Source organism: Limnothrix sp. HT2024 (genome assembly GCF_059138625.1).
In genome coordinates, this window is record NZ_CM181121.1 from 3,562,712 (window position 1) to 3,576,237 (window position 13,526).

The window sequence follows — 13,526 nt, forward strand, 5'->3', positions numbered from 1 at the left end:
GCTGCAACAGCCGCAACCATATCATGGCAACCTTGGGGCCCTGTCACGCTCACCCGATCGCCACCAATTGCGGAAAGGCGATCGTCAACCGCCCCCTTGCGGTACGATAGACTGCTGTGCTGTCGTCAGTTGCGATCGCCCTGGACGAATTGAAGACCCGCTGGAGTCGCGTAAATTTCGTCTGAAGATCCCGACTGGCCGAACCCTTGCCAAATACCCGTAGCAGTCGATCTTGGAGGCATCAGCTTGTCGAAGTTTATTTTAAAGGTTCTCTGGCTTGAAGAAAACGTCGCTTTGGCGGTGGATCAAGTTGTGGGCAAAGGAACCAGCCCGCTGACGGCCTATTTCTTCTGGCCGCGGAACGATGCGTGGGAGCAACTGAAGTTGGAGCTGGAATCCAAGCATTGGATTTCGGAGTCCGATCGAGTGGAATTGTTGAACCGCGCCACGGAAATTATCAACTACTGGCAAGAAGAAGGGCGCAAGCGTCCTTTGGCCGAAGCCCAAGACAAATTTCCCGATTTGGTGTTCACGGGCAGCAACTAGCGAGCAATGGGGGGCGATCGGGCTGCAAAGCTGTCGATCAATCCCCATTGAATTGCACTTTCGATCGGCGCGGTGGCCTTAGGGCGATCGCGCTTGATTTTTGGCTGAATTGGGTTTGGATGCAGTTTGAATTCTGTCGAGCTTAACCGGCTGTTCACCTCGATCGGCTAGGGTAAGTGCAGCATTCATTTCCCAATTGACCGCCCTCGTTCCTACGATAATTTCTGCAATTTTCGGCATTTTCCATGTATTTCCCTCCTGAATGGCACGAACATGCGGCGGTTTGGTTGGCTTGGCCCAGCCATCCCGATTTATGGCTGGATGCCTATCGCAATGTGCAGTCGGAGGTGTTGGGTCTGGCCCGGGCGATCGCCGATTGCGACCCTGCCACCGGCCAGCCACGCGGGGAAGCGCTGCATGTTCTGGCTTGCGGTTCAGCCCAGGTCGCGGAAGCCCAAGCCGCCCTGGAACCTTTGGGTGCCACGGTTTACGACGAACCCTTTGGGGACATTTGGTTGCGGGATACGGGGCCGCTGTTTTTGCGCGACAGCTTGGGGGAACCGGTGGCGATCGGGTTTCGGTTCAATGGTTGGGGCGGCAAATATCTGCTCGACCATGACGACTCGGTGGCGGAACGGATCGCCCTGCAATCGGGCGTGGACTTTTTGCCGCACCCTTGGACTCTCGAAGGCGGGGCGATCGATCACGACGGCGAAGGCACGCTGCTGACCACCAGCCAATGCTTGCTGAACCCCAACCGCAACCCTGAGTTATCCCAAGCCGACATCGAAGCCAAACTGAAGTCCCACCTCGGCATCGAGCAGATCATTTGGCTGGGCGACGGGCTGCAAAACGACCACACCGATGGCCATGTGGACAATTTGGCGCGGTTTGTGGCTCCGGGAACGGTGGTGTGCATGGAGCCCAGCAGCCCCGATGATCCCAACCGGGAGGCGCTCCTAGAGGCGATCGCCACCCTCAAGGCGGCACGAGATGCGAAGGGCCGGGCGATCGAGGTGCTGACCATCCCATCACCGGGTCGCGTGGAAGACGAGGACGGCGAGCTGATGGCCGCCAGCTATGTCAATTTCTATATCAGTAATACGCGGGTGATTGTGCCCCAATACGGTTCGCCCTTTGATGGGGCAGCGGTGGCGGCTTTGCAGGCGATCGCCCGGGATTTGCGCGAGGTGTGGGGCGATCGGAACGTGATCGGTTTACCCGCCAAAAATATCCTGCAAGGGGGCGGCTCGTTTCACTGCATTTCCCAACAGCAACCCCGCTAGCGATCGAGGGCAGCTAGTCTTGGGGGCAAGGGGCTTAAGCCCCTTGTCTTTATCGATCAGCCCCTTGTCTTTATCGATCAGCCCCTTGTCTTTATCGATCAGCCCCTTGTCTTTATCGATCAGCCCCTTGTCTTTATCGATCAGCCCCTTGTCTTTGTCGATCAGCCAGGCAAGTGACGTATCGATTTTAGCTTTTTAAGCATCCTCTTAGGAGCAAGGTTTATGGCCTATGGTGACTTTTCGTTAGCGGTTGTCTTGGACTCGTTTGAGTTAGTCGATCGCTATGATTCCCTGTTCCCAACCTTGCAACCGATCGAACCGAGTTCTTGGTTATTGGAAACCCTGAATCTGGGGCGATCGCTCGCATTGCCTGGGGGAAGTGAAAAGGCGCGATCGGAGTTTTTAATTGCGCCTTTGCTGTTGGAATTGGAACGGCAATATGGCGATCAATTAGCAATTTATTCAGGGCGAAATTTTGAGGTCGATCGCGATCGGGGACTAACCGGCGAATGTGATTTTATTTTGGGCAAAGGGAAAACAGCGCTGCTGGTGCGATCGCCGATTTTTTGTTTAGTGGAAGCCAAGCGAGATGACGTGGAAGCGGGGATTGGTCAATGCGCCGCCCAAATGGTGGGGGCTGAAGCATTTAATCGATCGCAAGGAGAATCACTACCGCAAATTTTTGGCTGTGTCACTACGGGGGAAGTTTGGCAGTTTTTGCGACTCCACCAACAGCAATTAACGGTCGATCGCGATCGGTATTACCTCAATCCCTTGAACCTAGTCTTGGGTTGTTTGCATCACATCATCGCTACACAACTCCAAGAATCTGCCCCTAATTCCTAACTTCTTTCAACCCATGACAAACCATCGCACCGTCACCGTTGCTGCCTTGCAAGATGCCTTTGAAACCTGGAATTTGCAGGACAATATCGATCGCGTTGTGGCCGCTGCTCGTCAAGCGGCTAGTCAAGGGGCGCAAGTGATTTTGCCGCCGGAATTATTTCAAGGGCCCTATTTTTGCAAAGAAGAACGGGCGGAATTTTTCGCCTCGGCTTACCCCGCCACGGAACATCCGGCGGTGGTGGCTATGCAACAGGTGGCGCGGGAAACGGGCACGGTGATTCCCACCTCAATTTTTGAGCGGGACGGCCAGCACTACTACAACAGCTTGGTGACGATCGACGCGGATGGTTCGATCCTCGGTCTCTACCGCAAAAGCCACATTCCCGACGGCCCCGGCTACGAAGAAAAGTTCTATTTCCGAGCGGGCAACACGGGTTTTAAGGTTTGGCACACCCGGTTTGGTTGCTTGGGGGTGGGTATTTGCTGGGATCAATGGTTCCCGGAATGCGCCCGATCGATGGTGTTGATGGGGGCGGAGGTGCTGCTCTATCCCACGGCGATCGGCTCGGAACCCCAGGAACCGAATTTGGATACGCGGCCGATGTGGATGCGGGCCATGTTGGGCCATGCGGTCTGTAACGTTGTGCCCGTGGTGGCGGCCAACCGGATCGGCAATGAGGATGGGCAAAAGTTCTACGGCACGAGTTTTATTTGCGATCACCGGGGCGAGTTACTGACCCAAGGGGCGATCGATCAACCCGAAATCCTGATGGCTCAGTTGGATTTGACTCAGACAGCGCTCGATCGGGCCAGCTTTGGCTTCTTTCGCGATCGCCGGCCCGAGTTTTATGGGGCGCTGACGGAATCCGCCTAAAGCAACCATCCGCACGGCCGCCTGGGTCGCCGGTTCGTGGCAGGCCCAAGGCGGATCGCAATCTCGATCGAAACTGATCGATCGAAACCCGGTTGGGACGCATCCGATCGCGGATCTTTGGGCTGCGGGGAGAACTGCGGAAAGCAGCCCCAATACAAAGCTGCCCAGGTGTTTCGACCCAGGCAGCTTTGATGTGACGACTTTTCCTTGGCAGATCAGACGGGCGGGAACTTGCGACAACGCAGAACCCAAGCGCCGATCGGCAAGCGATTCTGAACAAATTGAATCAGCTCTTAATTGACGGATTGACGGTTATTTCAGGTACTCAGCTTCGGCTTCGAGGCTACGAACCAAGTCGTTGTCACCCTTAGCGCGAGCCACTTCAATGCGGTGTTCCAGCAGCTTGCGCAGATTTTCGCGGTGAACTTGCGCAACTTGGGCGGGGTTGGGGCGATTGCGGCGGATTCCAAACATGGCTAGGAAACGATCGACGAAAGGTGGATAGGGGTTGAGAGTGCCTGGGACGATCGTTGAAGTGACCAACCAGACGACAGAAGGCGCGAATACTGCGATGATTCAGCTTGCAGAAGTGAATCATGAAGCTTCGGCTGGCGACACTAGCCACTCCTGAGAGGGCCTTCTATCGCTAAGATAGCGTAATTTTGATTCAGAAAGTATCAGCTATTACAGAAAATTTATCTTTTTTCAGAATCGATTCAAGTAACTGATGTTCAAATGGTGTTCAAAGGCCCCATATTCCAGTAACCCATGGATTTTTTCCCAACAGCTCCCCTCACCGCTTGGTTAGCGCCGCCTCGGCCGATCGCCCTGTTGACGGACTTTGGCACGGCCGATGGCTATGCGGGGGTGCTGAAGGGGGTGATTGCCCAGGTCAATCCCGCCATTCCTACCATTGATCTGACCCATGAAATTCCCCCTCAGGATTTGTGGGCGGCGCGGTTTGTGTTGGCCAACTCGGCGGCGGCGTTTCCGTTGGGGACGGTGTTCTTGGCGGTGGTGGATCCGGGCGTGGGGGGTGAACGGCGACCGATCGCGATCGCCTTCGATCGGGGCTGGTTGGTGGGCCCAGACAACGGCCTTTGGAGTGGCCTGTTGGCGCAATTTCCGGCGGAGTCGGCCGTGGTGCTGACCCAGCGCAACTTTTGGCGATTGCCGAACCCGAGCCACACGTTCCATGGCCGCGATATTTTTGCGGCGGTGGCGGCCCACTTGGCCAATGGGGTTCCGTTGGCGGATTTGGGCAACCCGATCGACCCGGCCAGTTTGGTGCATTTGCCGCTGCCGGACTTGGTGTCCCATCCGGCGGCCGGGGCCAATCCGGCCAGTTTGGAGGGGGTGGTGCAGCATGTGGATCACTTTGGCAATCTAATTTCCACCATTCCGGCTCAACGGGTGAGCGATCGCCCTTGGCGGGTACGCATTGGCGAGCAACTGATTCCCTCGCAACTCACCTACAGCAGCCGATCGCTCCATGATTTTGTGGCGCTTGTGGGTAGCCACGATTGGGTGGAGGTGGCCTGTGCGGGGGGGAATGCGGCCCAACGGTTGAATTTGAATCGGGGCGATCGAATTGTGGTGGAGTTCCTAAATTAACCGAAAGGGCAACTCCCAGGCCATCCATTGCCGACAGTCGAGGGTATAGCTATCGGGGCTGGGCGATCGGCCGGGGGGCGCAGCATGATTCACGCTGATTTGCTGGAGGTCTTCCAGCAGTTGGCGGGCCAGGGCCAGTGGTTGGGCCAGGGGCCACAGGCGATCGCCCTCGCCGGTTTGCAGGCTGGGCAAGCTGGCCTGCACCCGCTCCAGGGGATCTCGACTGAGCCACACTAACAGAGACCCCAAGCCCCGACTGGGGGCAGCGGGCCAACTGAGGGTTTGGCGACTGTTGGGGGCCAACAGGGTTTGGCCTGGCTCCGTGTCTTGCCCCAGGTTTTGCACTAGGGTGGTTCGTCCCAGGGAATCCAGTTGCAATACCAAGGCCCACAGGGGAACGGTTCCGGCATTTTCCAGGGTGAGTTGGGGCCGGCTACTGCTGGTGAAGGTGGCCGGCGCGATCGAACCGTTGGGGCCGATCGCACCGCCAGCATTGGGCAGAGTGCTCCATTGCAGAAGGGGGCGATCGGGCGTTTCCAAAGCCGCCAGGGTGATGCGCACGGGCCATTCGGCTCCCTGATTTAGCGTGGCCCGCCAAAGCTTGCGCGCCAACAGGCTATGTAATTGTGGCCCTAAGCGCTGCACGGCGGTTTTGAGCGCTTCGCCACTTTCGCCCACCGTGTTGGGCCAGAGGGTTTGGCCCGGTCGCCAGAGGCCATAGGCGGTTTTGGCTTCGTCCCCATTGGGGTCAGGATTGGCGGTGGGGCGGGCAGCCCGGGCAAACCAAGCATCGATCGCCCGGTTTTCGGGATTCACCACCGTCACATGGGACAAGGCATCAAAGGCGCTGGTGGCATCAATCCGCTCAATGCGCTCAAAGTTTGGATCCAGAGCCACCTGTAGCTCCAGGTTGCGGGTCAAAATGCGCCACCGTTCCCGCAAGCGTTGCCCCGGTTGCCAGGTGAAGGCCTCAACCGGCTGATCGCGACTGTCTTCGGTCACGGGTTGCCCGATCGCCCGCCAACCATTGCGGCCGGTGATGCGCAGCCCCCCAACCGAGGCAGTGGCATCCGATGGAGCCGGGGCTGCGGGTTCGAGGATCAGGCCCTGGGCGGCTCCCGCCAGGGCCACAGGAGCCAAACCGGCCAAGCTCACCGTCACCATGCGATTCATCGAATCCGTGGCCAAGACTGTGCCCGCGCTGGGCCCCGCTGCCGTGGCCAACCATTGCCCCAAGTTTTCGCCAATGTTTTCGCCAATGTTTTCGCCAATATTCTCCCGAATCGCGGCGGCCCCCAGCCGTTGGGCGATCGGTTGTTGCTGGCCCCCTTGATCCGCAACCCGGGCGGCGGTTTGGGCCAGGTCAAACCATAGGGTACTGGCGGGGAGACTGTTCCAAAGTTGCTGCACCAAGGCCCAGGTGAAGGCCCCGGCCACAAACCCCGCTTGGGGCAATTCCAGGGCGGGGCGATCGGGCTGGCTGGCTCGCAACCACCACCCACTGGCGGCGCTCGATCGCCCCGATCGGGCGCGGCGTAACTGTTGCTGCCAAGCCAGTTCTTCTGGATCCAGAACACTAGGGGTGAGCACCGGGCGCGATCGATGGCGAACCCAGGTTGGGGCCGGAGCAGGGGCAAATCCCGCATCCACAACGCCCAACACCCGTTCCGTGGGCAGCGATCGCAGCCAGTCTTGAATCGTAATTTCGCTCCAATCGCGCAGGGGGCCGGTCGCCTCCACAGAAGCCACCGCCTCACGGGCAAGGGTGGGCAAGCGACCATCCGCCGGAACCAACAGGCCCGTTCCGTCGGCCAACAGGCCCCCATAGCCGCTGAATTGCCAGACCACCGCATCGCCGGCCCGGAGTCCCGCCGCGCAGTCCTCCAATGCCGCTTGCCATTGGGCCCGCCCCGCCGCCCGATCGGTCAGGGTCACCACATCCGCCGCCTGAAACCCCAACCGCGAAGTTAGGAGTTCTTGCCAGAGGGCCACATCATTTAGGCAACCTTCCAAGGCCACCGAGGCCGCGTTGGGGGCGATCGCCGCCGGTTCGTATTGATTAATGCCAATTAACAGGGCCTTGCGCCGGCCGGTTGGTTCCGCCAACACTTGCGCCACCCGTTGGGCTGCGATCGCCTCTGCCAGCCCCCATCCGGCCAGCGCCGCTCCCGATCGCCCCAAAAAGTCTCGTCGCGAAAGTGCCATAGCTTTCAACTCGCCGCCGTCCGCCTCATCCTAGCGCGGTGATTCCCCGGCTCAACCAGCAATTTTCTGTACCCTAGTATTGATTGCTCATTTCTATCGCTTTTCTGCCCGATCATGATGCTGCTCCGTCCCGACGATCGCACCAAACTCGATGACAGCAACGACAACTTTTTTTACCAAGACCCACGGTTGGTAACCCATGTGGATGAGGGGTTTATTGATCGGCTGACTCAGCTCTATGCCCAAAAACTGCAACCCAACACCAAGATTCTGGATTTGATGAGCAGTTGGGTTTCCCATTTACCGGAAAATTTAACCTTTGCGGAAGTGGTGGGCCATGGAATGAATGGGTTGGAATTGGCCAAAAACCCCCGGCTCGATCGCTACATCGTCCAGAACTTAAATGTGGATTTAAAACTTCCCTTTGAGGATGCTTATTTTGATGCGGTTTTGAATACGGTTTCCGTGCAATATTTGCAATATCCAGAAGCAATTTTTAGCGAAATTCATCGCATTCTGAAACCCGGCGGCATTGCCATTGTCAGTTTTTCCAATCGGATGTTTTATCAAAAGGCGATCGCGGCCTGGCGCGATCGCTCCGAAACCGATCGGGTGGCCCTGGTTTGTGAATATTTCAACCATGTGCCCGGCTTTGGCAAACCGAAATACATGATCGAGCGATCGAGCGGGCCCGCCTTCCTAAAAATGTTGGGGCTAGGCGGTGGTGATCCGTTCTATGCTGTCATTGCCCAACGGGAACCGGTTGCCTAGATCGCTGGATTTGGGATCACTGAATTTGGGATCACTGAATTTGGGATCAATTTCTGAGGATTAACTCACGAGACCGCAATCCTTGGGGTTAATCCACAGGGGTGGGATCAGGGCGATCGGGCGAATTAGGCGGTTCAGTGGGGGCAGGATCGATCGGGCGGAAGGATTGGAAAAAAGCCCGAGATTCTGGCCAGCCCATGGATGATTCCGCCGCCGTTGTGCCAAAAACCAGCACAAATAATTGGCTGTAAGTGGGGCGAAAAATGGCGCGGGCTTCGTATTGAATGCCGCGCTTATTTTGAAAGGAAAATTTGAGGGTTGGCCATTGGCTCGATCGCACCCATTCCGATCGCTGAACCCGTTCGGCCCCAAACTGCAACGCCACCCCCGTGGCCACATGCTGAAGGTAATGTGGCAACGAGCTGGAATTGGCTGAGTCAATGGCTGGCCCCGCCTGATCACCCCTGGCGTAATAGAACCTTGTGCCGCCGTCGTAGTGCGCGGAAACCCAGGGATCCGTTGAGCTGTCGGGTATGGCCGGAAACCAAATTTGAAAACTGCGATTGGGCGCTTGGTACTGATACCCCGCCTTGCCCGTTGGGGTGGGGCGGGCGGTCTCCGTGGCCGTCAGCTCCGCCGTGGGCCCGGGGGTCGCCTCCGGAACCGAAGTGCTCGGGGTCGATCGACCACAGGCCCCCAGGCCCCCACCGAGGCCCACCGCCAGCACCACTGGCATCAGGGTAACCCGTCGCACCAATAGCCTAGGGATCATGACTCATGCCGGAGGGGAGATACACCGGCGATCGCGCGTAAGCGTTGACAGCGAAGCAATTCCAAAAATTCCATTCCCGGTCGCCGCTCCAATTGGGCCACCGCTTCGATGCCTTCGAGCAACAGCCGGGCCGCTTCCGGCTCTTCGTAGCCCCGACGCACCGCCACTGCGATCGCATCGAGATCCACTTCCAATTCCCGCTCGGTTCGCTGGTTGTTGCGCCAAATTTGCCAGCCAGCCAAGCCCGCCAGCCCACCGGAAGCCACCGCCCCCAAGGCATCTCCCTGGCTAATTTGCCAAGCGGCGCTGGCCAAGCCCACCAAGGTCGCCCCTTGATACCAGTTGGGTTCAACCCAGCGCACCCCCATCAGCCAACAGGATTGGCGCAACATCAACAAATCTCGCTGGGGCCGGGGAATTCGCCGCCACAGTTCAAAATTCACATAGATTGGGCGCTCGCGCTGCCAGGGCAACGGCAAGGAACTCGACAACACTTGAGGTTGCTCTGAACGACCCACAATCTTGATTGTCATCCGTGCCGAAGCCGGCAACAGATCCAGTAAGCGCAATATTTCTGGCTCAGGATTCGGCATCGATCGCCCCACAACCCACCTATCCCATCAAACTCAATACCGTAGTCGAAAAAGGGGCAGTCTGGATCTGTTGTGGCCAAGTCTGTGCCACTCTCGCCCCCATCACGAATAGCACCAGTTTGCCGAATTCGATCGTGCATCCCAAATTCGATGATCCACCCTAGCGCGGTGCGGGGGCTGGAGTTGCGGGTGGGGGGCTGGGTTTCACCAAGGTTGGCGTGGCCGGCGCGAGCTTGGTGGGCGGCATGGGTGTGCCCAAAATATGGGGGCTGCCATCGTCATAAAAACCCGCCACACAGGCAATCATTAGGGAAGCCAACGTGCCCACAAACAGGGCCCGCCAGCCCAAGTTCAGCACATCCCGCCGCCGTTGGGGAATTAGGGCGCTCAGCCCCCCCACAAAAATGCCCAAGGCCGGCAGGTGGGCAAAGCTGGAGAGCGCATAACTCACAATCAATAGGGTGCGATCGCTGATTGCGTCGTTCCGTCGCAGTTCCGCCAGGGTTTGATAGGGCGGAATGGCGGTTTCCAAAAGCCGCCGACCAATGACCACCGCCGACTCCCAAGCATCATCCCAGGCCACCCCCGTCAGCAGCGTGAGCGGAAAGAAACAAATTCCCTCCAAGTTGGCCAGGGTAACCACTTGAAAGAGATCCCCGATCGGCCCGGGAATCAGCCCTAGAGCAACAAAGAACCGATCGACCAGCGACACCAACCCCACAATCAACACCAGAGCCGCCACAATCCATCCACAAATGCGCAACCCTTCCAGGGCCCCTGCCATGGCGATCGCCCAGGGGCTGCCATCCGGCTCGATCGCCCCGTCGGCCATGTCTCGATCGGCCAAGGAATTTTCAGCCGCATTAAAGGGATTGAGGGGATGATGATCGGGCGTTTTTGGGCTAGCGGGATTCAGAGGATTTTGCGATATATTCGCGATCATTACCCCCGACAGGCGATCGCGCGTTAGGGGCACTTGGGTTTCCGGAACCAAAATTTTGGACAGCACAAAGCAAGCCGGAATACCAATCATGGCTGCCGAAATTAAATGACCTAAAATGTTTGAAAAAACCGGCTGTAAAAAGTCCACATAAATTGCCAATGTGGAAGAGGAAGCCGTTCCAAAACAGCAAGCCAAAATAGCGCATAGCTCACTGCGCGTCATTCGCGACAAAAATGGCCGCACCACAATCAACGCTTCAACCCCCGTCACCACATTCACCAGGCCGCTCAGGGCTTCCGCTCCACTCAGTCGGGTGGTTCGATAAAACAACCGCGAAAACCCATTCACAACCGTTTGCATGACCCCCAAGCCATAGAGCAGGGCCATCAGTCCCGCAAAAAAGACCACCGTGGGCAAAGCGCGAACAGCAAAGATATAGCCCAAAGGTGGGTTTTCGCCAAAGTTTTTAGAAACAAACTGGGAACCAAAAATGAATTCTGACCCCGCTTCAGCAGCGGCAAAAATCCCATTGAGAGCACTATTTAAAACATCAAAAATATCGCGAGTGATAGGCAGTCTAAACACCAAAAAACCCAACACAAGCTGCAGGCTCAGCCCCCAAATTAACGTAGCCCAAGGAATTAATTTTCGATTTTCCGAAAAGAGCCAAGCCACACCGCAAAGCCCAAAGATGCCCAAGAAGGAAACGAGATTGAGATAACTCATGAGCAGGACAAGGAAATGGATTAGTCCCACGCCGCTAATGCTTAGAGGATGTTTAAAAAGTATTTTTTGGCACGGGCAAGCACCAATAGTCGTGGAGACAAGGGGCTTGAGCATCTTGTCTAAGTCGATCACTGGAGCGTACAGAGTAGCAATTTTGGCTTTTCAGACATCCTCTTAGCCTATTTTGGGCGGCTTTTGGGCGGCGCTATTTTGAGCGATCGAGTTCAGGAGCGCTCCCCCAAATTAAAATGCAAGGAGGGGTTTAATAACAGTCATTGCCACTCGATTCATTGCCACTCGATCGCCCTCCAACACCCCTTGGCGGAATTCTGGTCAGCCCACCTCTGAGAAACCTATGGATGCCTTTGCACCGGAAGCACCCGACTGGACAGACTCCGCCGTTCACGCCCTGGAGTTCTGTTGCCCCACCTGTGGCGCATCGGTTGTAGAAGCGGAGCGCGTGTGGATCAATCGGCGATCGCCCGTGCTCACGGAAACCTACCGCCGCAAGTGGCAGGAGTTCTATGGGTGTCATTGCGGCTGTGTGTGGTGGGCTTGGAGTGATGAGCGCCCCCCGTCTGATTTGGTGGCCACGGAGCCGCCAGTGCCCCCCGAGAGTCGAGGAGAGGATTGGTTTTGAAACGAGTTGCGCTCTCGGAAGTCCCGATCGAGCGGGTTTCCCACAACCCCGCGATCGCCAAGCAAGTGCTGTTGCGACAAGGCGACCTTCCCCACCTCACCAACTTTTCCCAAGCCCGCTTCGCGCCCGGCCAGGTTTCGCCCGGCCATGCCCACTCGGATATGCATGAAGTTTTCTTCATTGAAGCCGGCCAGGGGACAATGATCATTGATGGCCAGCGCTTTGATCTAGTCCCGGGTGTTTGCCTGGCGATCGCTCCCCATGAGGTGCATGAAATTGCCAACACGGGCCCCGAAGAATTGGTGATTACCTACTTTGGCCTACGGGCGATCGGGAATTGAGCAATTCCACAAATCTCAGTTATCTTTGAGAATGATTCTCATTCGGTCTACAACACCCAACACCATTCCCCAGTCCCTACCGGCTTAGGGCTCACTCGCTCACGGCCCCTTCACATCCCACTTCATTTCCTTTCATCAATCCCTGTCCCATGGCCACCAGTCAAGATCTAACCACCCCCAGCCCAGTCATGGTTGCCCCTAAGTTGGGCTTGCCAGTCACCATCATCACGGGCTTTTTAGGAAGCGGCAAAACCACCCTGCTTAATCATATTCTGAGCAATCAACAGGGTCTGAAGACGGCTGTTTTGGTCAATGAGTTTGGTGAAATTGGCATTGATCAAGAACTGATCGTTGAAGTCTCAGATGATGACAGCGTGATTGAACTTGCCAACGGTTGCATTTGCTGCAACATCAATAATGACTTGGTGGATGCGGTCTATCGCGTTTTGGAACGAGAAGAACGGATTGACTATCTGGTGGTTGAAACTACGGGATTGGCGGATCCTTTGCCCGTTGCGCTGACTTTCCTGGGCACTGAACTGCGGGATATGACGCGGCTTGATTCAATCATTACCCTGGTGGATTGCGAAAACTTCAGCCTCGATTTGTTCAACAGTGAAGCCGCCTATAGCCAAATTGCCTACGGCGACATTATTTTGCTGAATAAAACCGATCTCGTTGCGCCCGAAAAGGTGGAAGCGCTTGAAGAGCGAGTCCGGGAAATCAAGCAAGGTGCTCGCATTCTGCGCACTCAAAGTTCTCAAGTGCCGTTGCCTTTGATTTTGAGTGTTGGCCTGTTTGAGTCGGATCAGTACTACCATCCCGAAGAAAGTGCTACCGGCCATGTTCATGACCATGATCATGCTGACCATGATCATGAACATGCGCACAATCATGACAATCACGAAGCCTGTGATCATGACCACGGCCATTGTGTCCATGACCACGATCATGACCACGATCATGACCACGGGCATCATCACGATCATGATCACCATCACCATTCTCACCATCTGGAAAATGATGGGTTTGTGTCCGTTTCCTTCGAGAGAGACCGCCCCTTTGCTATCCGCAAGTTCCAAAGCTTTTTGGATGATCAAATGCCGGAAGCAGTCTTTCGGGCTAAGGGAATTTTGTGGTTCCAAGAAAGCGAAAACCGCCACATTTTTCACTTGTCTGGCAAGCGTTTCACCTTGGAAGATGACCTTTGGAAGGGGCAACCTAAAAACCAGCTTGTGTTGATTGGGCAAAACCTGGATCAGGCCACGTTGCTGGCCCAGTTGGAGGATTGCTTGGCCTAGGTTGAGGCGATCGACTGCGGCGGGCGATCGCGCTGTTTCCCTCGCTGGTTCAGAATTTTGAGCCTGGG

General features: G+C 56.6%; 14 protein-coding genes. 9 read left to right on the forward strand and 5 right to left on the reverse strand.

The genetic code is table 11. The features are described 5' to 3' along the window. Nucleotides 1-246: 246 nt before the first annotated feature. From AC2IAX_RS14435 to aguB, 4 genes are all read left to right on the forward strand, one after another. A complete protein-coding gene (locus tag AC2IAX_RS14435) occupies nucleotides 247-546 on the forward strand; it encodes a 30S ribosomal protein PSRP-3 (RefSeq protein WP_494388091.1) in 300 nt (99 codons plus the stop codon). 245 nt (nucleotides 547-791) lie between these two features. Next, the gene (locus tag AC2IAX_RS14440; protein WP_494388092.1) at nucleotides 792-1,832 is read left to right on the forward strand and encodes an agmatine deiminase family protein; all 1,041 of its coding nucleotides are present in this window, start codon (nucleotides 792-794) and stop codon (nucleotides 1,830-1,832) included. A 222-nt stretch (nucleotides 1,833-2,054) separates the two neighbouring features. Further along, nucleotides 2,055-2,678: a hypothetical protein gene (locus AC2IAX_RS14445; RefSeq protein ID WP_494388093.1), complete on the forward strand. Its 624-nt coding sequence runs from the start codon at nucleotides 2,055-2,057 to the stop codon at nucleotides 2,676-2,678. Nucleotides 2,679-2,691: 13 nt separating this feature from the next. Beyond that, entirely contained in the window at nucleotides 2,692-3,552 is an 861-nt protein-coding gene (gene aguB, locus AC2IAX_RS14450) for an N-carbamoylputrescine amidase (RefSeq protein ID WP_494388094.1), read from the forward strand. A gap of 312 nt (nucleotides 3,553-3,864) precedes the next feature. Here the strand turns inward: aguB and pirA are convergent, their stop codons facing one another. After that, the gene (gene pirA, locus AC2IAX_RS14455) at nucleotides 3,865-4,026 is read right to left on the reverse strand and encodes an arginine synthesis PII-interacting regulator PirA (protein ID WP_190354042.1); all 162 of its coding nucleotides are present in this window, start codon (nucleotides 4,024-4,026) and stop codon (nucleotides 3,865-3,867) included. Between the two features lie 294 nt (nucleotides 4,027-4,320). Here pirA and AC2IAX_RS14460 point away from each other — a divergent pair, with 294 nt between their 5' ends. Continuing rightward, nucleotides 4,321-5,166 (forward strand): SAM hydrolase/SAM-dependent halogenase family protein, encoded by an 846-nt coding sequence (locus AC2IAX_RS14460; RefSeq protein WP_494388095.1) that lies wholly within the window; start codon nucleotides 4,321-4,323, stop codon nucleotides 5,164-5,166. Here AC2IAX_RS14460 and AC2IAX_RS14465 read toward each other — a convergent pair. Next, nucleotides 5,158-7,371, reverse strand: coding sequence for a caspase family protein (locus AC2IAX_RS14465; protein WP_494388096.1), 2,214 nt, complete (start codon nucleotides 7,369-7,371; stop codon nucleotides 5,158-5,160). The two genes, AC2IAX_RS14460 and AC2IAX_RS14465, sit on opposite strands and share 9 nt — an antisense overlap. A gap of 117 nt (nucleotides 7,372-7,488) precedes the next feature. On the opposite strand from AC2IAX_RS14465, the gene AC2IAX_RS14470 reads away from it, so the two are divergent. Continuing rightward, nucleotides 7,489-8,142 carry a class I SAM-dependent methyltransferase gene (locus AC2IAX_RS14470; protein WP_494390404.1) on the forward strand — a complete coding sequence of 218 codons (654 nt, stop codon included), beginning with the start codon at nucleotides 7,489-7,491 and terminating at the stop codon, nucleotides 8,140-8,142. Between the two features lie 88 nt (nucleotides 8,143-8,230). On the opposite strand, the gene AC2IAX_RS14475 is transcribed toward AC2IAX_RS14470, so the two are convergent. From AC2IAX_RS14475 to AC2IAX_RS14485, 3 genes are all read right to left on the reverse strand, one after another. Then, complete coding sequence (locus AC2IAX_RS14475) at nucleotides 8,231-8,914, reverse strand: hypothetical protein (RefSeq protein ID WP_494388097.1); 684 nt, start codon at nucleotides 8,912-8,914, stop codon at nucleotides 8,231-8,233. Next, nucleotides 8,911-9,519, reverse strand: a complete 609-nt coding sequence (locus AC2IAX_RS14480) for a DUF3318 domain-containing protein (protein ID WP_494388098.1) — start codon at nucleotides 9,517-9,519, stop codon at nucleotides 8,911-8,913. The genes AC2IAX_RS14475 and AC2IAX_RS14480 overlap by 4 nt, the downstream gene beginning before the upstream one ends. Nucleotides 9,520-9,667: 148 nt before the next feature. Beyond that, nucleotides 9,668-11,176: a NupC/NupG family nucleoside CNT transporter gene (locus tag AC2IAX_RS14485; protein ID WP_494388099.1), complete on the reverse strand. Its 1,509-nt coding sequence runs from the start codon at nucleotides 11,174-11,176 to the stop codon at nucleotides 9,668-9,670. Nucleotides 11,177-11,531: 355 nt separating this feature from the next. Here AC2IAX_RS14485 and AC2IAX_RS14490 point away from each other — a divergent pair, with 355 nt between their 5' ends. The 3 genes from AC2IAX_RS14490 (at nucleotide 11,532) to AC2IAX_RS14500 (ending at nucleotide 13,458) form a co-directional block, all read left to right on the forward strand. Next, nucleotides 11,532-11,816 carry a hypothetical protein gene (locus AC2IAX_RS14490; protein WP_494388100.1) on the forward strand — a complete coding sequence of 95 codons (285 nt, stop codon included), beginning with the start codon at nucleotides 11,532-11,534 and terminating at the stop codon, nucleotides 11,814-11,816. Next, the gene (locus AC2IAX_RS14495; protein WP_494388101.1) at nucleotides 11,813-12,157 is read left to right on the forward strand and encodes a cupin domain-containing protein; all 345 of its coding nucleotides are present in this window, start codon (nucleotides 11,813-11,815) and stop codon (nucleotides 12,155-12,157) included. The genes AC2IAX_RS14490 and AC2IAX_RS14495 overlap by 4 nt, the downstream gene beginning before the upstream one ends. 149 nt (nucleotides 12,158-12,306) lie before the next feature. Continuing rightward, complete coding sequence (locus AC2IAX_RS14500; RefSeq protein ID WP_494388102.1) at nucleotides 12,307-13,458, forward strand: CobW family GTP-binding protein; 1,152 nt, start codon at nucleotides 12,307-12,309, stop codon at nucleotides 13,456-13,458. Nucleotides 13,459-13,526 lie beyond the last annotated feature (68 nt).

Bases quoted from the DNA above. Each gene is read 5' to 3' on its own strand.
- AC2IAX_RS14460 (WP_494388095.1), top strand. From the start codon at position 4,321: ATGGATTTTTTCCCAACAGCTCCCCTCACCGCTTGGTTAGCGCCGCCT.
- pirA (WP_190354042.1), bottom strand. From the start codon at position 4,026: ATGTTTGGAATCCGCCGCAATCGCCCCAACCCCGCCCAAGTTGCGCAA.
- AC2IAX_RS14475 (WP_494388097.1), bottom strand. From the start codon at position 8,914: ATGATCCCTAGGCTATTGGTGCGACGGGTTACCCTGATGCCAGTGGTG.
- AC2IAX_RS14465 (WP_494388096.1), bottom strand. From the start codon at position 7,371: ATGGCACTTTCGCGACGAGACTTTTTGGGGCGATCGGGAGCGGCGCTG.
- AC2IAX_RS14440 (WP_494388092.1), top strand. From the start codon at position 792: ATGTATTTCCCTCCTGAATGGCACGAACATGCGGCGGTTTGGTTGGCT.
- AC2IAX_RS14490 (WP_494388100.1), top strand. From the start codon at position 11,532: ATGGATGCCTTTGCACCGGAAGCACCCGACTGGACAGACTCCGCCGTT.
- aguB (WP_494388094.1), top strand. From the start codon at position 2,692: ATGACAAACCATCGCACCGTCACCGTTGCTGCCTTGCAAGATGCCTTT.
- AC2IAX_RS14445 (WP_494388093.1), top strand. From the start codon at position 2,055: ATGGCCTATGGTGACTTTTCGTTAGCGGTTGTCTTGGACTCGTTTGAG.
- AC2IAX_RS14500 (WP_494388102.1), top strand. From the start codon at position 12,307: ATGGCCACCAGTCAAGATCTAACCACCCCCAGCCCAGTCATGGTTGCC.
- AC2IAX_RS14485 (WP_494388099.1), bottom strand. From the start codon at position 11,176: ATGAGTTATCTCAATCTCGTTTCCTTCTTGGGCATCTTTGGGCTTTGC.
- AC2IAX_RS14470 (WP_494390404.1), top strand. From the start codon at position 7,489: ATGCTGCTCCGTCCCGACGATCGCACCAAACTCGATGACAGCAACGAC.